The organism is Clostridium sp. UBA7339, from assembly GCF_002470865.1.
Classification (GTDB): domain Bacteria; phylum Bacillota; class Clostridia; order Clostridiales; family Clostridiaceae; genus Clostridium_J; species Clostridium_J sulfidigenes.
Genome location: NZ_DKPI01000006.1, coordinates 1,148,144 through 1,168,975, shown reverse-complemented (window position 1 = coordinate 1,168,975; position 20,832 = coordinate 1,148,144). Strand labels below are relative to the sequence as shown.

Below are 20,832 nucleotides of genomic sequence, written 5' to 3'. Positions count from 1 at the left end.
ACGTATATAAGGTAAAATTTTCAAGATATAATAAAATGCATAGAACTTAAAATGATTAATCAAATTATATTTTAAAAGTTTAAGATAGGGTTAACGTACCCTATTAAATAAGGGGGAAGACAATTGAAAATTAAAAAAAATATTTTTAAAGGAATTATGTTAGGAATGACGCTTATGACCATTATGTCAGCTAAATTAACTATCGCAGAAGCAAATAACTATACAGACACTGGATTTGGAGGTTTTTACTCAGGATATAATACTGTGAATACGGAGTACAGACCTAAGGAAGATGACTCTTCGTCATATATAAATAATTCAGGGTCACCTTGTGGTGTTTATGTTGATGTATGGGGTGCTAGAGGTAAGTTTGAAATTGCTAGAGATGGCAGAGGAATGGTTTTTTATAAATATGACGGACAAGAAGCTTCTTGTAATGTTAGTCAGAATAATGTATTAGTAGGAAAAGGACAAGCTAAAAAGTTACCTAACTATGTAAATGAAAGAAATTATAATGCTGGATCACTTAGAATGACAGGAACTCAATTAAGGGTAAATTTATCAGGGTTATGGAGTCCAGATAGTATATAATAAAATATCGAAAATAAAATAGTATACTTATGATTTGATTAATTGTTTGAGTTATATTTATAAAAATTTATCAAGATAGGATTAAAGGACATCCTATTCTTAGAGGGGGAAGACAATTGAAAATTAAAAATAATATTTTTAAAGGAATTATGTTAGGAATGGTACTCATGACAATAATGACAGTAAAAGTACCTATTGCTGAAGCAAATAACTATGTAGATACTGATTTTAAAGAGTTTTATTCTGGATACAATATAGTGGAAACAAAATATAGATATAAGTCAGATGACTCATCAGCATATATATTTAATTTAGGTTCACCTTGTAGTGTTTACGTTGATGTATGGGGGGGCTATGCTGTCTTCGACGATGCTGGTAATGCTTCTGTTAGACCAACTCAGCAAGAATGCTGCAATTACAATGGAAATGTATTAGTAGGTAAGGGACAAGCTAAAAAGTTACTTAATAATGTAAATGAAAAAGGTTATAATGCTGCACAACTTCGTATGACAGGAAATCAATTAAGGGTATATTTATCTGGAAAATGGAGTCCAGATAGCATATAATTTAAGGATAAATTTAAGAAAGAAGATTGTAGGATATATATTTGTATTTTACAATCTTTTTTAACGAAAATCTTAAAAGTGTTCAAGTTGAAGGTTTTTAGTATACATTTTGACATGTTCAATATTATAAAAAAATATAATTTTATATTAGTATTGTGTTGGGAGATTAAAAAATGAAAGAAAAAATGGGGAGATTAATTTTAAAAATTATTATAGCAACCATGTTTATTTGCAGTGTCTATATACTTATAGTTAAAGGTATGCCTATTCCAGGAAAAAATGTTTGGAATAATGAAGAAGTAGCAGAGGAAGATGTAGGAAATCTTGAAAAAGAAGAAAGTGAATTAAGGCTATATGAAATAGGAGAAGAGATTACATTTGGACCCTATACATATAAAGTTAATTCGGCAATGGAATCAAAAGAAAAAGGAAACTTTCCTGCACCTACAGATTATTCAAAAAGATATACATTTGATGAAAATGGCAACATAACTGGAGATAATTCTTATGTAGTAGTCAATTTAACTATTGTGAATAATACAAAAGAAGTTAAGGTACTCTACTTAAACAGCATGGGATTAGCGGTATATAAAAATAATAATACTAATGAATGTGATTATAGTGAATGTTTATCTTCAAGTAAACTAGAAGGTTATGGAAGAAAAGATTATTTTAGTACACAGCTTGAGCCATCAGTAGAATATACCTATGATCTTGTATTTATAATTCCAGATGAATCATTAAAAACCAATGAAGGTCAGCTTGTAATTAGAAGACAAGATGCCTCAACAGAAAAAGAATATGAAGATAAGATGAGATGTGTAGAAGTAAAATTTCATTAAATGAATATTCATATAAGGAGGTAAAAAGTGAAAGGAAAAATGGGTAAAGTAATTTGCATAATAATTATAGCAGGAATGTTTATTTGCAGTATCTATATACTTATAGTTAAAGGTATGCCTATTCCAGGAGAAAATGTTTGGAAGAATGAAGAAGTAGCAGAAGATGAAGGAAATCTTGAAAAAGAAGAAGCAAAAGAAGAAAGTGAAAAAAGGATTTTTCAAGTAGGAGAAGAGTTTACCTTTGGACCTTATACATATAAGGTGAATTCAGCAATGGAATCAAAAGAAAAAGGAAACTTTCCTGCACCTACAAATTGGAGTGAACGATATACATTTGATGAAAGTGGAAACATAACTGGAGAGAATTCTTATGTAGTAGTTAATTTAACTATTGTGAATAATACAAAAGAAGTTAAGGAGCTCTACTTAAATAGTATGGGATTAGTAGTATATAAAAATAATAGTACTAATGAATGTGATTATAGTGAATGCGTCTCTTCAAGTAAATTAGATGGTTTTGAGAGAAAAGATTATTTTAGAACAGAGTTTGAGCCATCAGTAGAATATACTTATGATCTTATATTCATAATTCCAGATCAATCATTAAAAACTAATAAAGGGCGGCTTGTAATTGAAAGGCAAGATGCCACAACCAGAAAAGAAGACGAAGATAAGAAAAGACTTGTAGAAGTAAATTTTTAATTTTATTATTAAGCTTTAGAATAGAAAGATAAGAAAAGAAATCCAATGTTGAATTATTTATCAAATATTGTATAGTCAACTATATCAGGAGGTGATTTATATAGAATTTATTACAAAATTTTTTTTGAAGTTCCAGTAGCTATAAATCTTTTAGTAATTAACATATTTTATATAGTTGGTAGCTTAGTGGCATTTCCTTTGATACAAAAGAGTAGCATGTTAGAAAAAGAAAAAAAATTAGCTACTATTTTAGATACAGTATTTTTGATTCTAAATATGTTTGCCTTATTTGCATTATTTGCAATAAGTATATTTTTTTCTACTTTTATTTTTGACTCTGTTTTAAAATAGTGTTGATAATATATTATAGGTATGTAATATATTTAATTTAAAAGTGCAGTGATTCGAAATCACTGGACTTTAGTTCGTAATAGTTTAAGGTTGTAAGCTTATTTTTGAGCCGAAAAATCTGATACTTTTAAATCTATTTAATTTTACTATGATTAATTCAGGTAATATTAAAGCAGATATTTTTTATGTTCAAGATCAAAATCTCTATTCATATTTTTACAATGCTTTTTTATGAAAGCTTCTGAAAATTCCTCAGGTGTAATCCCGAAGCACATCAATGCATCGTTGTAGAACATCATAACATCAACCATTTCTTCAACAAAAGCAGCTCTAACTGTTTCATCATTCATAATATCATTTTCTCCACGTTTTTTAATTATCGCTATTACTTCTCTCATCTCTTCTATCATCCATAACAAGCTGTTACGACCATTCTCTGCACAAAGAGGAGTCCACTTTTCTTTATATTTTTCCTGTAGTTCCTTTTGCATGATCATAATTTCTGATAATTTTAAATCTGCCATTTTTCTACCTCCAACAGTAAACTTATAATTATTTACTTATTAGACATATTATATCACGAAAGTTGTTTTGTATTTACTTTTATTGGTGTACAATTAATTTATATTTAGTTTTAGAGCTATGTGCGGAAAATTAAAAAAGGGGATATATAACTATGATAGAATATGGAAGAAGTATAAGATGGTTTAATAATTATAAAGATGAAATTGATTTTTCAAAATCAACCAAATTTGATTTTATGCAAATTTGGTTTAGTAAAGGGGAATTAGTACTTGATAAGGTATTATTTCCTAAAGAAGAATATGTATTAAATTCAAAATTCCCAGTAATAATTCATGCTGTATATGATATTGATGATTATGATAAATATAATAATGAATTGATTAGGATATTAAAATATTTAAATCATACAGAGGTTATTATACATCCCGTATGTAAAAGTCTTATCATAAATTCTCAAACTATAAATCTACTTGCTGACAACATTTATAAGACTAACCAATTATTAAAAAAGAACAATATAAAACTTTATATTGAGAATAATAGTGTAATGGACAAGATTAACTATACACCAAGTGACTTAAAAGTAGTATTTGATAAAAACCCAGATGTTGAATTACTCCTTGATATTGCTCATATAGATGACTATAATCATTTGGAAGAAATACTTAAAGTGAAATTTCCTAAATGCATACATATAGCAGATAAGCATTTTGATGTAGAGCATGAACATTTTCCTATTGGACAAGGTGAACTTGACTTTAGGTTAATTTTTCAAAATTACTTAAAGGACTATGATGGAAAAATCATATTTGAAGTTGTTGATACAGATGAGAATATTTTAGAATCTAAAAAAATAATTCAAAATATAATTGAAGCTTCAAAGAAGGGAAATACAACTAAGTAAATTTATAATAATGAGGCTACAAAATAGGGCATGAAATATCGAGTGTAAATATATTTATAAAGATACTATTAAATTGGGAGTGAGAAGAATGGATTGGATAAAAAATTTAAATGAGTCTATAAATTATATAGAAGAAAACCTTCATGATGAAATATCCTATGAAACTATTTCAAAAATTGCTGGATGTTCTGTCTACAATTTTCAAAGAATGTTCTCATATATAGCGGAAAAGCCCTTATCGGAATATATAAGAAACAGACGATTAACAATGGCAGCCTTTGATTTATTAAATAGCACAGAAAGAATAATTGATATTTCTTTAAAGTATGGATATGAATCTCAAGATTCATTTACCAGGGCATTTAAAAAGTTTCATGGAGTACTACCTTCAAGTGTTAGAAATGAAACTGTACAGTTGAAATCCTGTCCTAAGCTCTCCTTTCAAATTTCAATAAAAGGAGAAAATCATATGAATTATCAAATTGAACAGTGGCCTGAATTTAGAGTAATGGGAGTATCACATAAAGTAAAAACATCCGAGGCCTTTGAAGTAATTCCTCAGATTTGGGAAAACTCATGGAAGGATGGAACTATGAAAATGTTCCTTGACAACTTTCCCGACTATAGACCTGCAGGTTTTTTAGGAATTGCTCAAGGAGGACAATGGGGAGAGTCGGAAGAAATGGAATACATCATAGCGGTGACAAATCATGTTGATGTACCAAACTGCAAACATGTTCCAGTACTTGAAGGAATGAAAGAGTTTACTTACCCTGCTGCAACATGGGCAATTTTTGAAGCTAATGGAGAACTGCCAGATGCGACTCAAAAGGTTTATAAGCAATTTTATAGTGAATGGCTTCCTAATTCAGGATATGAATTAGCTGATCTTCCTGTAATTGAATGCTATATGCAAGAAAATCATCAAGAAGTTTGGATTGCTATTATTAAAAAGTAAAAAATATTAAATAATTGCAACTTATTAAAAAAACTTCTAAAATACCCTTGTAATTGACGTAGCGTCAAATGATATTATTTTCTTATGAGGACCTCATAGATTGAAAAAGGAGGTGGTTAAATGAGCCATTTTGAACCAATTCATCAGGTATCGGAACAATTTGGGTTAACCAGTCGTACACTTCGTCACTGGGAAGACAAGGGGCTTTTCTATAGTACCCGAGATCCACAATCAGGTTGGCGTATGTACAATGATGAAGCACTACAGAGAATACGTCTTGTAACATTGCTTAGGGAACTGGATATTCCTTTGAAATTTGTAAAAATCATCATTGACAGTGCAGACCCTAAAGTTGCTTCAAAGATTATTAGAAATCAAATTAATAAGCTAAGTGAAGAAAATATTGTAATTACTAAGCAAAAAAACTTGTTAAGTAAATGTCTTTCAATTATAAACTCCACGGAGCTTCCATCCAATGAGTCAGAATACCTTGTGAATATGGAAGAAACATTGGCACTTCAAATCATTTCTACAAATAATATGATAGAGCAATGGGAGGATATTATTATGGCAAATAACGCAATTACTTCAGGAGCATTACGAATTGTTAGTTTACCTGATATGAGGGTAGCAGTATGTAATGTGATAAGCACTTCTCCAGAGGATGAAGCACTAAAAAAAGTTTTGGATTGGGCAGAGTCAGAACATTTAATGGGTACTGCTAGAATTTTTGGTTTTAATACCACCGCATATAGTCCAGGTTGTACAGAGTATGGATGGGCAGCTTCTATTACTGTACCAGAACAGGTTGTAATTCCAGAATATTTTGAAGAAAAAAGGTTGCTAGGTGGCCTATATGCATCGTTAAATAGCACTAATGAAGTATACGATTCATGGCAAACATTAATGAGATTATTGAAAGATAATAATGCATATGCTGTTGATGAAAGCCGTCTATGTCTTGAGGAACACATACCTAGTGGTGAAGGAAATGATTTTTATTTAAATCTGCTGGAGCCAATAACTAAAAAATAACTTTTAGAATCGTTAGCATTTATATAACTAGCTATAATATCTTAGTTTAAAGTTTAATCAATTTAAAGCACTGCACATTCAGAAATGAATATGCAGTGTTTTTTAGCAATTTGAGGATAAAAAATATTTAGATTATAAGTCAATGCAGAAATGCTAGTGTAAATCATCAGGATAATTACTAAGGTTGTCTATGGTAAAATTATTTTAAATTTACTTTTATTAGTGTATAATTAATTTTAGAGTTAATAATTAACTTTAAGAAAAAATATCAAAGGAGTATGCACAATTGAAGAAAATAAAAATATTATTAACTATTCTAGTTATTATTGTAGCTATATTAAACATTACAGGTAAGTGGAACAATATTCCTATTATGCTTTTACTAGTTGCCTTAATAAATATTTTTAATGGAATACAAAGTTATAAAGATAATAGAAAAATTGAAGCAGTTATGTTATTTATAGCTGTAATTTTTACAGGGGGAGTAGCTATTTATATGTTATTTTTATAATCAATAACATTTATAGAGGTGAAGTGCTTGATAAAAAATAAAAGAAGTAACAAGATATACACTCCAGGTATTTTTGCTCTTTTTGGAATGTCAATAGGATATTACATAGATAGAACCTTTTCTTCATACTCTTGGCGTGGATCGATAGGAGTGTGTTCTGGTCTTATTATTGGGTTTGCATTGGGGAAGCTAGTAGATTATGTAGCTACTAAAAAGGTAAAACACTAAATTAATTTTAGAGTTGATAATTAATTATAAACCATAGGGAACAAATAAAGGGGAGTATATTAAGTGGATTTAAAATCATGGAACGATGATATTAAGGAATTAAGAAAGATAATATTGAAACCAGATAAAATTCAAGAAAGTAAAAGCTTGACTTTAAGTTTGCATTCAATGGTCCATTTATCCATTATGTCAGGAGTAGATAAAAAAACTTTTGAAGATGAATTATGGGAAGGGTTAGATGAAAATACATTTAGAACTTCACAAAATCAAAAGGGACGTACTATCGCCTATGGCATTTGGCATTGTACTAGGATAGAGGATATAACAATGAATTTATTAGTTGCAGGCGATAAACAGATATTTAATAGGGAAAAATGGCAAGAAAAAATCAACTCCAATATCACAGATACTGGTAATGCAATGTCAGAAGATAATATTATGGAATTTAGTAAAAATATAAATATGGAAGAATTAAAAAATTATAGAATTGAAGTAGGAAGAAGGACAAGAGACATAGTAGAGAATCTTTCCACTCAGGATATGAAAAGAAACTTTGATAAACATAGATTGCAACGTATATTAGATGAGAGAGCAGTATTGGATGTAAAGGCATCAAATTGGCTTATTGATTTTTGGGGTAGAAAGAATGTAGCGGGAATTATATTAATGCCAATGACTAGACATCAAGTGATACACATAAATGAATCTTTAAGTGCAAAAAAGAAGTCCAAATCAAAGGCTTTATAACAGGAGGATATAAATGAAGATTAATGATATTATTATTTCAGTGCTTCTTATTTTAATAATACTAAAGCAACTAAAATATATAAAAGCCTTAATAATACCAATAAGAAAAAGGCTTATAGAGATTGTTGTTGTATTGTTTGGTATTATTATTCTCATAGGCATTATGTATTTTTATGCTAATACTTGGATTCATTATGTAATAGGAATGTTATGTATTTTTACGTTTATAAGCAGCTGGATTAAGGGAGGAATTAGCTCCCAAGGCTTTATATCAATGTATAGATATAAAGAGATTATATTGTGGAATGAGATTGAGAAAATTCAAGTAACTAATTCAAAGGATGTAAAAGTTAAACTATTTGGTGGTTTTATGGAGCAAACCTTTCATTTTAAAACCAGTGATTACTATAAAGTTATTAATATTTTAAAAGAAAAATTACCTGTGGAAGCAGAGCTAGAAATAAATAATTATAAATAATTATGTAAAAATAAAATACCCCATTATTCTATTTTGGATAATGGGGTATTTTGCAAGTAATCACTTAATTTTGATTATTACACCTTAATTTACTTATCTATGCATTATGATTAATATCTGAAATTATAAATAATGTCATCCTTTATTTCTGGTTCCTCTGCTCCAATACTACTATATAATTTACATGCTGGTGAGTTGCTTATATTTGTTGGAATCCATATTTTCATTGAATTATTTAACTTTCCGTCTTCAATAATTTTATTAATTAATCTTTTGCCAATACCATTTTTTCTACAGGACTTTAATGTACCTATTTCATATAAGCAGATCATACTTTGGGTGGTATCCAGACGACTTTGAACATAAGCAATTGCATATGAAACAACTTTTTCATCCATTGCTGCAACATAAAACAAATTATCGTCATTGGATAAAAATTTTTCTATAGCTTTCTTGTTAAAACAACATGGATCTTCTTCGCTTTTAACATTAATAATGGCATCTTTAATATATGAAATTTCATTGATACCGCATCTAAATATGTTTAAGTTCATTTAGAATTCCTCCACAATATTTTATAAATAATTGTTGCTCATAGTATAATGCTAGAGATAATATAAGTAAATTATAACATATAATACAAAATATCAATGAGTATTTTATATTTCATATTCTATAGGTTACTTATCTTTATATATTTCTAAATACTTTTTATAATTATAGTCCACTATATCAACATAATTTGCAGTTTCCTTATAAGGGATGTTATTTAGTGTTGCTCCATCACTTGAATAATTACTATCCTGTAACCATTCAGTGGTAATATTCATTCCCGCATTATAGGCTGCAACTACAGTATTTTGCTCAGAAAAGTTTTTCTGAAGGATAGAAATGAAAAACACACCATATCGAATATTAGTATCTGCATCAAACAAATCATCATAGGTGGTAGAACTTTCTCCTAACTGAGGTTTTAGCCAGTTAAAGGTATCTTTTGTTAGCTGCATTAAACCTCTTGCTTTAGCTGAAGAAATAGCCTGGTTATTAAAATTGCTTTCCTGTTTTATCATTGCATACACCAAATATTTATCAACATCAAACTCTTTACAATATTTATTTATAGAATCTTTATACTCAATCTGAAAGGTTTCTTGTTCATGAGGATTTTTACTGTTAAAAGAATAAATAAATAACATACCCCAACCAATAATAATTAAAATAAATAAAAGTTTTTTAAAACTAAATCTTTTTTTCTTCAAAAAAGTTCCTCCTCAAAGCCTTATTTGCAATAGACGAAATAGTTATAGACTTTTTTATATTTTAATACTTATCTATAACTAGATTATTTAATTTAATTATAGATTAAAACACTTAAGGAATTCATTACAAATTTCTTAAGTGTTTAATATATTTATATTATTTAATTTACATTTAAGGAAAGTGTGAAATATACATAAATATTTATGTACAATCATTAAACTAATTTAGAAAACTTACATATCCTCGTATACTGGTTCTCCTTCAATAAAAGTAGAAACAAGCCCAAACCTTTCAAAATAAGTACACATCTTTTGACATGTAAATTTTTCAGTAGAATAATGCGTTCCACCCAAAACATTAATATGATTTTTTTGTTCAAGCTCATGAACTTCTAAATAATTTTTGTTATTCACTGAAATACCTGTAATAAGAACATCCACCTTATTTTCAATCATTTCAGAAACAGTAGCTATATTATTGCCTCCACCTGCTACAATGGCTACTCTCCCATCTTTTATATTATTATTTCCATATAAATAGAGGCTTGTATTGTGTCCTAAAGCTTTTGAAAACCTATCATGTAATTCTTCCACGCTCTTGCACTTTGTTTTACCAATTACACCACTTAATGTTCCGCAATACTCCTTAAATGGTTTTTCAATTTCTATATCTAAAACATCGGCTAAAGTTTTACTTGTTGAATATTCACTGAAATTATCTAAGGGTACATGTAAATTATATATTGATATTTTGTTTTCTTTAAACTTATTTATTAATTCTTTATCCATTTGATAGAAGGGTTTTAATCTTCTAATATCCCAAATAGAAGGATGGTGTAGAAATAACATTGCATTTGTTGCTCCATCATCAATAATACTCTGCAAAATTTCTTTAGTAGGAAACACAGCAGAATAAACTGAATTAATTTCATTTGTGAAGTCACAAACCAATCCCATACTTCTTTCTTTAAAATTTGGAGAAAGGTATTCACCTAATTCACCCATGAATCTTGCCCAATCATCTCGCATATCTTTTGTAATAAAATCTCTTTCCAATTGTTTATATAAATCAATAGCCCTCATAAAGATCCCCCTAACAATTAATTGTAAACTTTGATTCGCTATCTCATACGGTTGTCTATTTGATTAATTATATATTATATAAGTTAATAAGCATATAATAATTTGGTATTTATCTATATTTTTAGTCACTAGGGGGTCATACCTAAAGTAAAAATTAGTTACCATTTAATCTTTTTTATTTTAAAAATTACCTTTACTGGTATATAATTGATTTACAAGTTCATAATCAATTGTATTTTAAAACCTAGGTAAAAGGAGTGGTGAAATGAAGATAAATGTAACTTATGACGGGGCAAAAAAAATGACTAATATTTTTACTTCATTATCAAATAGAGAATTAGTAAAAGTTGAAGATATTAATACTATTATAGAAACAACAGAAGCATATAAAATATGGCTAAATGCATTGGAGCCTTTAATACCTAAGCAAGAATATTTATATGTTTGGAATAGCATTATTAATGGAAGCGAATATAATGGTAGACTTGAAAGCATTTATAAGAGATTTAAGTTAATACTTCAGGATACAAATTCTTTAGATATTAATTTGAATTATGTTCAAAAAATTGACTATTCTAAGATTGAGAAACTTGTTTCATTGTATCTTCCTAAGGATACTGATATGAAATTAAATTTACATTTCATAGTTGATGGATTTAATGGAGGAACTATTATTGGCATGAGTAATTATACTCAATGCATAACTATGTTATACCCAGATAATTTTTATTCCTTTGGAATTTATGGTATGGCACATGAATTTCACCATATAGGTTCTAGGTATTGGAGAAGTAAGGATAAAAAAAGAATGGAATTAATCAACAGAAATAATTTTATTAGTTTAGCAATTATATTAGTAGGTTCCATATTAGACGAGGGTAGTGCAGTATATTTTTTTGATAATCAAGTAGACAATGAAGTGATGAAAATTGTTGGAAGTAAAATAATGGGTAAGGAGCAGTATGAGAAAATCACATCCATTCATAGTGAAGAAAGATTAAAGGTAGCAGATAGAATAGCAGAGCTAGATTTATTTTTGAGACAGTTATTTAAGGAAGGAGGGAATATTGATACTTTAAGAAACAAAGTTCATACATATACATTCATGCAAGGAATAAAGCCTTCTCTAGATAAATTAATTGGAGAAGAAATGGTAGGAACAATAGATAAAGTTTTCGGAAAAGAAAAAGTCTTTCAATGTATTGTTAATCTAAAATATTTCCTAACTTATTATAATAAAGCTGCCATAGAGTTAAATAAGATTCAATTCTCACAAGAACTGATTACTTTATGGGAGTCAGCCTGGAAAACAGCTAAATAATTAACATATTAAGTCTAAACTAATAATTTTATAAGGTCACAATGCTATGTTGAAAAAACATAGCATTTTTTATATTGCATGTTTACTTATATGTCACAGCGTGATATAGTTTTAATATGATATATCATACCGTGACATATAGACATATAGAAAAAAATAGTAATACTAGAAAGAAGGTATTTTAATGAGTGAGGATAAAATTTTAAAAGCATTCATGCCTATGACAGAAACAGCTTTCTATATTCTTCTTTCACTTACAGAACCAAGACATGGTTATGGAATAATACAACATGTAGATAAAATTACTGATGGAAGAATAAAGTTAGGTTCTGGTACAGTTTATGGAACATTAGGTAAAATGGAAAAAGGTCAAATTATATCAATTTACTCTGATGAAAATAGGAAAACAATATATGAAATTACAGAACTGGGGAAGAGATTAATAAAAGCAGAGATAGAGAGGATTAAAGAATTACATGATAATGCAATAAAATATGAGGGGGATTTTTCATGAGAATTTTTAAACCATTTTGGAGCTTAAATATTAAAAATATAGAAAACTGGTTAAGTAAAAAAGCTTTAGAGGGTTATATTTTAAAAGATGTTAATCTTCTTCTAAAACTATTTATCTTTGAAAAGGGAGAGGAAAGTAATATTAACTATAGAGTTTCATATGAGAAAAGGAGGATTACAGAGTTACAACCTTCTTTAATAAAAAATGGATGGTACAAAGCTTGTAGTAAAGGTAGATGGTTTTTCTTAGCAAATGAAAAGAATCTAGAAGATATAAAAGCCCAGCCATCTCGAGAGCCTTTACTAAGCAGATTTAAAATAGCTCAAGTTCTTTTATCATTAATTCCAATTTATCTTGCTGTAAACATTGGCATTTTCCTAATAATTTTAATTCCAATGATAATTTTTTATTTTTTAGGTATTGGAGACATCACCTTCATAAAAGAAGTATCTCCTGAGAAAATACAACATATAGAAACTTCTTATTTTACTTTGTTAGATATTTTAAATGTTATAAAAGCACTAGGTATTATAGCTCTTTTCATATATCCACTTTATAGATTAAGGAAGAATGAATTGCAGATAAAAGAGGAATTAGGCTCTGATTATGTTAAATTTGATGGGGAATATGTATCTGAGAAGGAAGATTCCTTACAAGAGCATAGGAAAATAATAGGTAAAAGAGGCCCTAGTTTTTTAGAACCAGATAAATTAGAAAAATGGTTAGAAGATATGGAAGCAAAAGGCTTTAATCTTTATAAAGTTAAAAAAGGGAATAAGAAATTTTATTTTACTAAGGGAGCTCCTAGAAAAATCAGATATATATTAGATTTTCAAAATAACCCTACAGCTGCATATTATGAAATATTTAAACTGGATCAATGGGAACTTGCATATACTGTTGGAACATTACCAGTTAAATGGAGTATATGGAGTAAAGAATACACAGACGAAAGACCTAATATATATTCAAATAGGGAGGAACAAGTTTCTAATGCTAAGAAAATGGCTTTAACTTATTCAGCATTTTACCTACCTACTATAGCTATTATTTCCTATAGCATTATAAAAGTATTTATTTTTTTAATTAGCGATATTTCAAGGACAATAGAAGTTTTACCATATATGGTTTCCATAGTAGTATTTCTTATGTCTATATTATTCTTGTTTTGTTTCCCTTATTCAAAAATAATTTCATTCTATGTTAGGGCTAAAGGGAGGGAATACTAGTATTATAAGGTGAATTACTTCATTGCGTTCCATCTCAATGAACATATTAAGTCTAAGCCAATAATTTTATAAGGTCACAAAATGCTATGTTAAAAAAACATAGCATTTTTATATTATATGAATTAAGATGCTGCAATCTTAACTTTTACTTCATCAAAGCCGCAATTCAAGAAAATGTTTTTAAGAAGGTCTATAGTGTCCACAGTAACCTTATCAAGGAAGCCGTCTTTGATTACCCTTTCTTCAGTCTTAGATTTTTCTTCTACAATTTCACTTAACATATCATCCATAGTTAATTTATTAAATATGGAGTTCTTTTCATCAAATATAAAAACCTCATCTTCATTTACATTATGAGTAAGGATAGAACAAGGTGGAATAGTTATGGTAAGTATATTCTTATCTATAGAAAAAGTAGCAGCACTAAAATCTAATCCAGCAGTAATATAGCCATTATATTTAATTACAAAGGATTTTTCAGTAAAAGGAATAGTAATATCCTTAAAACTTAAGCTATTCTTCACAGAAATCACATTAGAGTAATCATAACGGGAAGTAGCTAGCTCGGATATGGATATAAGTTTTTCAGATACAAAATCACTCTTTTTCTCTAAATTATTTTTAGTAGTTAAAGAATTTATAAATAAACAAGCAACAATTATAGCTATTATAAAAATCATAATCTTAATCTTCTTAAAAAAGGAAAAGAACTTTTTAATCTTGGATTTTTTCAAAATAATCACCCCGCAAAATTATCTTTTTAATGTTTATGCTAGGGGAGTATATATTATGAATGTAATGAGATATAATGGTATAAAGTAAAATATTATCCAGGGGGTCAGAGCCCGTGACAAAATTTGGGATAGTACAAAGTAGGGGGAAAAGGCATGGGAGTTATAGGTATTTTAGGTACAATTCATGGAGATGATGATTTCAGACAGGAAAAGGGATATACATTAGAAATGATAAAAGAAGCAATAGTAGAATTTAAACCTGATATTATATGTGGGGAAGTACGACCAGAAGATTGGTCCAAATATTGTGATGATAATACATATTCAGAGTATCTTGGACCAAGTGAATATAGAAGATTGATTATACCTTACTGTAAGAGTGAAGGAATTGAATTTAAGCCAGTAGATTGGTTTGAAGATGATTTGGTTGATTTTGATTATCTACAAAGCTATAGTGAAACTGAAAAAGAAGCCATTATTAAAGAGTTAGATAAAAAATATGAAAAAATATGGGAGGTTGGAAAGAAAAGCATATTGCCACTTAATTCATTTGAATTAGATGCATTAATAATGCAAAAGCAAGAATGGTTAAATACAATAGACCCTATAGTTTATAATGTAAATTGGATAGCTAGAAATCAAATAATGGTAGAACGTATTAGAAAAGTCATAGAGAAAAATAGTGATAAAAGAATTTTATGTACAGTTGGTGCTGAGCATAACTATTATTATTATAAGGAAATGAAAAAACTAAACTTGAATTTAGTGTATCCTTTAAAATAAGTATAAAATATCCAGGGGGTCAGACCCCGTGACAAAATTTGGGATATAACCTCCCTGAGAATAGAAAGGAAGTTTAGTATGTTTGAGTATATTAATGAAGAACTTATAGCTGCTAAGGAAAAAGTGTGGAGAAAAGAGAAGTTTGAGGGTATGATTAGGCATACGGAAGAAGCTCTTGAAAAAGAAGTAAATAGAAAGATAGAACTTGAAAAAGCTCTTAAAGATGAGGATAAGGATGTTAAAAAGCTTGAATCTTTAAGTATTGCTAACATATTTTATTCTATACTTGGAAGTAAGGAGCAGCAGCTTGATAAAGAGAGACAAGAGTTCCTTGCAGCAAAGTTAAAGTATGATGAATGTTGCCACTCAGTTCTTATGTTAGAAAAGGATCTTGAATCCTATAAAGTGTCATTTAACAATTTACTTGATGCAGAGGCTGAATATGAAGCAGTATTAAAGAAAAAAGAAGCGTTTATATTAGGTTTAAATAATGAGAACTCTAAAAAGTTACTTGAAATTATGGACAAGATTCCTTCTATTGAAGCTCAGAAGAAAGAGTTACAGGAAGCAATAGCTGCTGGTGATGCTGCTAGAAATGAACTTCAATTTGTAGTAGATTCTCTTGAAAGTGCTGATGGATGGGGAACCTGGGATATACTAGGGGGAGGCCTTTTAGCTACAGCAGCCAAACACTCTGAAATTGATAAAGCTAAAGAGTATGCACAGAATACAAAAATTGCACTGATGAAATTTCAAAATGAATTAGCAGATGTGGATTTAGCAATGGATATAGATATAAATATTGGTTCTTTTGAAACCTTTGCAGATTACTTTTTTGATGGATTAATATCTGACTGGATTGTTCAATCAAAAATCAGTGATTCTTTAAAAAGTGTATGCAACGTTGTTTATAATGTAGAGGACATAATAAAATCCCTTAGAGCAAAGCTAACTACTGTAGAAAATGAATTATCTTCAATAAAAGAGAATATGAAATCCCTTATTGAAGAAGTGTAAATACTTGTAAAGGGGTCAGACTCTGAGGANNTCCTCAGAGTCTGACCCCTTTATTTTCGTTATTTTAGGCAAGACTGAACTTAGTAGTTTGTCTTTGGGTAAGCTGTGCTCCGTATTTAGAAGCTAGTGAGCCTCCTTTACTAAGAAAAACATCCTTAGCAATTATCGTATCCATAAGAGTTGATACCTGAGGTTCAGTGATATCTTGCTTAACCCCTGAAATTGATAAATTAACTTTATCTCCACTGGTATTAATAAAAGTCATTAATAATGAATATTCCATAGTTTAATTTCCTCCTTTCTCTAGGATAAGCCACAGTTAATACTCGCGGTTAATACTATTAAGCATTAACTAATTTTGAAGTTTCATTTAAGTAACTATATCTAGTAGAAGCACTTAAAACATCCTTAATAGCTTCAGCTACATCAAAAACATTTTGTGGATCAACACTAGGTTTTACTCCAGAAAAAGTTTTTTTCTTATAAATTGTAGCTCCAGTCTTATCAGTTCCGTTTTCAACTTCAATATGAAAAGAAGTGGTGTTTAAAACTTTATCTACTGCCATTAAATTCACCTCCTTATCAGTGGTTTCAATGATTATATATGCACATTGAAAAATAAGTGGAAAGTATAAATGATGAATAATTATAAAGTATTAATTCCATCCTTATTGAAAATAAAGTCATAGTAATTTCTAATTGCTGCATCCACAATGGTATTCATATAAACATTAACGTTGGGATGAACAGCTTTAATTTCATTTAGCATTCTAGCAGTGGAATTTCTTATTTTATAACATCTCTGAGTATCAAAGAATTCACCATCTATGGGTGGAGTTATTCCAGGAGCTTCAGTTTTAACCTTGCGATTATCAGTAAAACTATCAACAGAAGGTGGTAGAGAAGTTAGGTTAGCTGTGGATAAATTCTCCCTAGAGGGAGTATCTTTTTCAAAATTAAAGGATGATATGGGAATACCAGTGATGGCCTCACAGATGCCATTAAATTCTTCCAAATTTTCTTCAGAATTAAATTCATCTATGGAATCATTAATTTTATTTTCTTTTTTCATGAGAAACCTCCTTATAAATTATTTAACACTAACTATATATGCTTTTATTAAGAAAATTCACTAGAGATAAGGGTTTTAAAAAGTTTTTGGATAATATTTACTGGGATTTCAATATATAAAATTGTAATCTTATGCAATAAAATCATACTTTCATGTATTTTTATGGAATGTAAAACATTAAATGCATTATAATAAATTTAAGGCATATGAAACCAAGAGGTTGTGCTAAAAAATATTGAAGGTTTGAATTTTGATTTTAAAGGGAAGAATAAAATAGTTGATATTAGTGAGTTGAGGAGAATTAAGTATGAAAGATATAAGGAGAAAGAAATCCAAAGGAATTCAATTAAGTAGGAATATTTTCATTTTAGTTATAGCTATATTACATCAACCTATTAGTAAAGTTATTGAAAATAGAAACCTATTAGTTGCTTTTAATTTAGCTTATTTATTGCTTGCGATATATTTTATTACATTACTTTTGAAAGATATAGGGTATTGTAAAAGTAAAACTCAGTAAGTTATTTTAGCAAAGTTTAAGAAAGTATTATAATTAGTAATTAACATACAGTGCTTATTAGAGAAAGTCTTGAAACCCCCATGAACACAACAAATAGTTAACTATTTTACTATTTAACTAGGTCTATATATTACAATTTAACTATTTTTATATATCCATATTTATATATTTTTATAGGTATATAGTTTTCTAGCTATCTAGTTTCATAAGAGGAGAAGAGCTATGAAAGGTAAAGTTATATTTTTATTTAACATCATAATATTAATTATTTTAATGATTATGATGTTTATGATAAATGGACAAAAAAATATTAGTGAAAATACAATTTTTATTTTCATTGCTATATGTATAGTTTTATTAGTTGCTTTTATTTTTATTATGAAGAATAAGAAATAGTAATTTATACAACTAAATTAAAAAGTTTTTGGACAACTTGGGGTCTGACCCTAGGTTGTCTATTTTTATTTTTAAAAATAATTTTCCACTTTTCGTCTAAATTGCTTATTTAGTATATAGAGATACTTATTTAAATAAGGATAGGAGAGAGAAGATTATGAAACATACAATTATGGGTTTTAGGCAGGAAAAATTAATAAAATTTGGACTAGATATTATTGATGCAAGTATTCTTAGGTATTTCATTGATTTTAAAGAAAGCAATGGAATGAACACAAGGGAGGTAGAGGGACATACCTATTATTGGCTTCGTTATGATGCAGTTCTAAGAGAGTTTCCTATTTTTAGAATGAAGAAATGTACAGTTCAATCTAGATTTTTTAAATTGAGAGATGCAGGAATGCTTACTCATCTGGTTGTGAGGGAAAAGGGAACATACTCCTTTTTTGGCATAGGTGAAAATTATAAGGAGCTTATAACTAGAGAAGTAGCAGAGGAGGAAAACTCTAAGGGTATCTGTGAAGGAGCTAAAGATATGGGTGAAGAAGCTAAGGGTATTGATGAAAAATCTAAGGGTATGATGGGTGAAGAATCTAAGGGTATGGATGAAGAATCTAAGGGGTGTGGATTTAAATCTACAACAAATAATCCCTCTACTAAAGATTCATCTACTAAAATAAATAAAAATCTTCTTTTGGAGAAAAGTGCCTTTGAAATAATAGAGTATCTGAATTTGAAAACAGGAAAAAACTTTAGAAGTTCAACAAAGATAACTATTAGGCTTATTAAAGCAAGGCTTAGTGAAGGCTTTACCATAGAGGACTTTAAAACCGTTATTGATAATATGAAATATAAATGGACAGGCACCAAGTTTCAGAAATATTTAGTTCCGACTACTCTCTTTGGCAATAAATTTGAGACCTATCTAAATCAAGAAAGAAAACCAGAAAAGGAAAGTGACGGGAAATTTAAGAGGGGAAATATGGTCCTTAGTGATGAAAGAAATAAAGCTGAGTTAAAGGAAAAGTTAAAGAATATAGTTTTGAAGGAGGACATGTAGCATGGATATGGTGATGCCACATAGTCTAGAAGCAGAGCAGGTAGTCCTTGGGGTGCTAATTAACGATAAGGATAAAATTTATGAAGTGGAGGATATTTTAAACTTAGAAGATTTTTATTATGAAAATCATAAGGTGATTTATAGGGGGATTTTAAATCTTAGAGCTAGGGAGATTAATATAGATTTAATAACCCTTTCCGAGGAACTAAAATCTAGGGAGGTTTTAGAGAAATGCAACGGTATAACATACCTTTCTAAGCTTTCTAGTTCTGCTGTGTACCTAAGTAATATAAGAAATTATTGTGAAATTATCATGGATAAAGCAAGCAGAAGAAGGGTTATAAAAGCTTGCAGAAAAGCTATTGATGAGAGTCATGGAGAGTTCCTTGTAGACCAGGTGGTAGAAGAGTTAGAGGATAATATTCATAAAGCCTATAGCAGTGCAGCCATGGAAGATATGGAACCCATTATGGATACACTGGAGAGTACCATAAGTCACATTGAAAAAAGATACCTGGATAAAAGGGCTCTTGAAGGTATTTCCACGGGGTATAAGGACCTAGATGAAGTGACCTCAGGTTTAAAATCTGGAGAACTAGTTATTATAGCTGCAAGACCCTCCATGGGAAAGACAGCCTTTGCTTTAAATCTTGCTCAACATGTTTCCAAAGAGGCAAAGGTGGGCTTATTCTCCTTAGAAATGCCAAAGAACCAACTTGTACAAAGAATGCTTTCTGCTAGATGCTTGATTTCTTTAAAAAATATACAGAGTGGAAATCTAGAAGAAGATCACCTAAATAAACTTATCATAGGAGCCTCAGAACTTTCGAAGAGGAAAATTTTCATAGATGACACATCAACTACACTTCCAACCATAAGAGGAAAGGCAAAGACTTTAAAGCAAAAGGAAGGTTTAGATGTGATAATAATAGATTATCTTCAACTCATAGAATCTGTAGGAGTAAGTTCATCTAGAGAACAAGAAGTTGCAAAGATATCAAGGGAGCTAAAGGCAATGGCAAAATCCTTGAAAATCACCGTCATAGCATTAGCTCAACTCTCCAGGGCAGCAGAAAGCAGAAATGATCCAAGACCAATGTTATCAGATCTTAGAGAATCTGGATCCATAGAACAAGATGCAGATATGGTGCTCTTTCCTTACAGAGAAAGTTATTATGACACTGAAAATAAAGATAAAAATAAAGAGGAAGAGGGTGAGGCTCCTAAGGAAATCATGGAAATTATCATAGGTAAAAATAGAAATGGGGAAGTGAGAAATGTAAATCTAGGATGGATTGGAAAGTACCAGAGAGTGTTGGGGCTTCAGTAGATAAAGGCTCTTAAAAAAGTATAAGAATAGACAATTAAAATCCTAATATATTTCGTATCCTATGTAAAAAAATAGG

28 protein-coding genes are annotated in these 20,832 nt (G+C 29.2%); 20 read left to right on the top strand and 8 right to left on the bottom strand.

What is annotated here, in order from left to right:
* The first annotated feature begins 123 nt into the window (after positions 1–123).
* From B2S02_RS08925 to B2S02_RS08910, 4 genes are all read left to right on the top strand, one after another.
* Positions 124–591 (top strand): DUF2712 domain-containing protein, encoded by a 468-nt coding sequence (locus tag B2S02_RS08925; RefSeq protein ID WP_346847108.1) that lies wholly within the window; start codon positions 124–126, stop codon positions 589–591.
* 116 nt (positions 592–707) lie between these two features.
* Positions 708–1,157, top strand: coding sequence for a DUF2712 domain-containing protein (locus B2S02_RS08920; protein WP_346847109.1), 450 nt, complete (start codon positions 708–710; stop codon positions 1,155–1,157).
* Positions 1,158–1,330: 173 nt separating this feature from the next.
* A complete protein-coding gene (locus tag B2S02_RS08915) occupies positions 1,331–1,999 on the top strand; it encodes a DUF4352 domain-containing protein (protein WP_346847110.1) in 669 nt (222 codons plus the stop codon).
* 27 nt (positions 2,000–2,026) lie between these two features.
* Positions 2,027–2,701, top strand: coding sequence for a hypothetical protein (locus B2S02_RS08910; protein WP_346847111.1), 675 nt, complete (start codon positions 2,027–2,029; stop codon positions 2,699–2,701).
* 518 nt (positions 2,702–3,219) lie between these two features.
* Here B2S02_RS08910 and B2S02_RS08905 read toward each other — a convergent pair.
* A complete protein-coding gene (locus tag B2S02_RS08905; RefSeq protein ID WP_346920589.1) occupies positions 3,220–3,576 on the bottom strand; it encodes a nucleotide pyrophosphohydrolase in 357 nt (118 codons plus the stop codon).
* 152 nt (positions 3,577–3,728) lie between these two features.
* On the opposite strand from B2S02_RS08905, the gene B2S02_RS08900 reads away from it, so the two are divergent.
* The 7 genes from B2S02_RS08900 (at position 3,729) to B2S02_RS08870 (ending at position 8,438) form a co-directional block, all read left to right on the top strand.
* Positions 3,729–4,481, top strand: a complete 753-nt coding sequence (locus B2S02_RS08900; protein ID WP_346920588.1) for a sugar phosphate isomerase/epimerase family protein — start codon at positions 3,729–3,731, stop codon at positions 4,479–4,481.
* Positions 4,482–4,569: 88 nt separating this feature from the next.
* The gene (locus B2S02_RS08895; RefSeq protein ID WP_346920587.1) at positions 4,570–5,439 is read left to right on the top strand and encodes an AraC family transcriptional regulator; all 870 of its coding nucleotides are present in this window, start codon (positions 4,570–4,572) and stop codon (positions 5,437–5,439) included.
* A 120-nt stretch (positions 5,440–5,559) separates the two neighbouring features.
* The gene (locus tag B2S02_RS08890) at positions 5,560–6,474 is read left to right on the top strand and encodes a MerR family transcriptional regulator (protein WP_346877650.1); all 915 of its coding nucleotides are present in this window, start codon (positions 5,560–5,562) and stop codon (positions 6,472–6,474) included.
* Positions 6,475–6,760: 286 nt separating this feature from the next.
* On the top strand, positions 6,761–6,985 hold the full coding sequence (locus B2S02_RS08885) for a hypothetical protein (protein WP_346877651.1): 225 nt from the start codon (positions 6,761–6,763) through the stop codon (positions 6,983–6,985).
* 27 nt (positions 6,986–7,012) lie between these two features.
* Positions 7,013–7,213: a hypothetical protein gene (locus tag B2S02_RS08880; RefSeq protein WP_346877652.1), complete on the top strand. Its 201-nt coding sequence runs from the start codon at positions 7,013–7,015 to the stop codon at positions 7,211–7,213.
* 63 nt (positions 7,214–7,276) lie between these two features.
* A complete protein-coding gene (locus B2S02_RS08875) occupies positions 7,277–7,960 on the top strand; it encodes a DinB family protein (RefSeq protein ID WP_346920586.1) in 684 nt (227 codons plus the stop codon).
* A 13-nt stretch (positions 7,961–7,973) separates the two neighbouring features.
* Positions 7,974–8,438 carry a hypothetical protein gene (locus tag B2S02_RS08870; protein WP_346920585.1) on the top strand — a complete coding sequence of 155 codons (465 nt, stop codon included), beginning with the start codon at positions 7,974–7,976 and terminating at the stop codon, positions 8,436–8,438.
* Between the two features lie 110 nt (positions 8,439–8,548).
* On the opposite strand, the gene B2S02_RS08865 is transcribed toward B2S02_RS08870, so the two are convergent.
* The 3 genes from B2S02_RS08865 to B2S02_RS08855 form a co-directional block, all read right to left on the bottom strand.
* On the bottom strand, positions 8,549–8,992 hold the full coding sequence (locus tag B2S02_RS08865) for a GNAT family N-acetyltransferase (protein ID WP_346920584.1): 444 nt from the start codon (positions 8,990–8,992) through the stop codon (positions 8,549–8,551).
* Positions 8,993–9,118: 126 nt separating this feature from the next.
* Complete coding sequence (locus B2S02_RS08860; protein ID WP_346920583.1) at positions 9,119–9,697, bottom strand: lytic transglycosylase domain-containing protein; 579 nt, start codon at positions 9,695–9,697, stop codon at positions 9,119–9,121.
* 234 nt (positions 9,698–9,931) lie between these two features.
* Positions 9,932–10,780 carry a Nif3-like dinuclear metal center hexameric protein gene (locus B2S02_RS08855; RefSeq protein WP_346920582.1) on the bottom strand — a complete coding sequence of 283 codons (849 nt, stop codon included), beginning with the start codon at positions 10,778–10,780 and terminating at the stop codon, positions 9,932–9,934.
* A 265-nt stretch (positions 10,781–11,045) separates the two neighbouring features.
* On the opposite strand from B2S02_RS08855, the gene B2S02_RS08850 reads away from it, so the two are divergent.
* The 3 genes from B2S02_RS08850 to B2S02_RS08840 all read left to right on the top strand — a co-directional run bounded on the left by B2S02_RS08850 (position 11,046) and on the right by B2S02_RS08840 (position 13,844).
* A complete protein-coding gene (locus tag B2S02_RS08850) occupies positions 11,046–12,101 on the top strand; it encodes a DUF5700 domain-containing putative Zn-dependent protease (protein WP_346920581.1) in 1,056 nt (351 codons plus the stop codon).
* Between the two features lie 184 nt (positions 12,102–12,285).
* Complete coding sequence (locus B2S02_RS08845) at positions 12,286–12,615, top strand: PadR family transcriptional regulator (protein WP_346877654.1); 330 nt, start codon at positions 12,286–12,288, stop codon at positions 12,613–12,615.
* On the top strand, positions 12,612–13,844 hold the full coding sequence (locus tag B2S02_RS08840) for a DUF2812 domain-containing protein (protein WP_346920580.1): 1,233 nt from the start codon (positions 12,612–12,614) through the stop codon (positions 13,842–13,844). Before B2S02_RS08845 ends, B2S02_RS08840 begins: the two co-directional genes overlap by 4 nt.
* A 122-nt stretch (positions 13,845–13,966) precedes the next feature.
* Here the strand turns inward: B2S02_RS08840 and B2S02_RS08835 are convergent, their stop codons facing one another.
* On the bottom strand, positions 13,967–14,578 hold the full coding sequence (locus tag B2S02_RS08835; protein ID WP_346920579.1) for a DUF4230 domain-containing protein: 612 nt from the start codon (positions 14,576–14,578) through the stop codon (positions 13,967–13,969).
* Positions 14,579–14,731: 153 nt separating this feature from the next.
* Here B2S02_RS08835 and B2S02_RS08830 point away from each other — a divergent pair, with 153 nt between their 5' ends.
* Both B2S02_RS08830 and B2S02_RS08825 read left to right on the top strand, forming a co-directional pair.
* The gene (locus B2S02_RS08830; RefSeq protein ID WP_346920578.1) at positions 14,732–15,361 is read left to right on the top strand and encodes a hypothetical protein; all 630 of its coding nucleotides are present in this window, start codon (positions 14,732–14,734) and stop codon (positions 15,359–15,361) included.
* Positions 15,362–15,439: 78 nt separating this feature from the next.
* On the top strand, positions 15,440–16,378 hold the full coding sequence (locus B2S02_RS08825) for a hypothetical protein (protein WP_346920577.1): 939 nt from the start codon (positions 15,440–15,442) through the stop codon (positions 16,376–16,378).
* Between the two features lie 64 nt (positions 16,379–16,442).
* Here the strand turns inward: B2S02_RS08825 and B2S02_RS08820 are convergent, their stop codons facing one another.
* From B2S02_RS08820 to B2S02_RS08810, 3 genes are all read right to left on the bottom strand, one after another.
* Positions 16,443–16,661 carry a DUF2922 domain-containing protein gene (locus B2S02_RS08820; protein ID WP_343824640.1) on the bottom strand — a complete coding sequence of 73 codons (219 nt, stop codon included), beginning with the start codon at positions 16,659–16,661 and terminating at the stop codon, positions 16,443–16,445.
* A gap of 58 nt (positions 16,662–16,719) precedes the next feature.
* Positions 16,720–16,944, bottom strand: a complete 225-nt coding sequence (locus B2S02_RS08815) for a DUF1659 domain-containing protein (protein ID WP_346920576.1) — start codon at positions 16,942–16,944, stop codon at positions 16,720–16,722.
* Positions 16,945–17,024: 80 nt separating this feature from the next.
* Positions 17,025–17,450 (bottom strand): hypothetical protein, encoded by a 426-nt coding sequence (locus B2S02_RS08810; RefSeq protein ID WP_346920575.1) that lies wholly within the window; start codon positions 17,448–17,450, stop codon positions 17,025–17,027.
* 307 nt (positions 17,451–17,757) lie between these two features.
* Here B2S02_RS08810 and B2S02_RS08805 point away from each other — a divergent pair, with 307 nt between their 5' ends.
* The 4 genes from B2S02_RS08805 (at position 17,758) to dnaB (ending at position 20,756) form a co-directional block, all read left to right on the top strand.
* Entirely contained in the window at positions 17,758–17,970 is a 213-nt protein-coding gene (locus B2S02_RS08805; RefSeq protein ID WP_346920574.1) for a hypothetical protein, read from the top strand.
* Between the two features lie 222 nt (positions 17,971–18,192).
* A complete protein-coding gene (locus B2S02_RS08800) occupies positions 18,193–18,366 on the top strand; it encodes a hypothetical protein (RefSeq protein ID WP_346920573.1) in 174 nt (57 codons plus the stop codon).
* A gap of 157 nt (positions 18,367–18,523) precedes the next feature.
* On the top strand, positions 18,524–19,426 hold the full coding sequence (locus B2S02_RS08795; RefSeq protein ID WP_346920572.1) for a conserved phage C-terminal domain-containing protein: 903 nt from the start codon (positions 18,524–18,526) through the stop codon (positions 19,424–19,426).
* Between the two features lies 1 nt (position 19,427).
* Positions 19,428–20,756, top strand: a complete 1,329-nt coding sequence (dnaB, locus tag B2S02_RS08790; RefSeq protein WP_346878097.1) for a replicative DNA helicase — start codon at positions 19,428–19,430, stop codon at positions 20,754–20,756.
* The last annotated feature ends 76 nt before the right edge of the window (positions 20,757–20,832 follow it).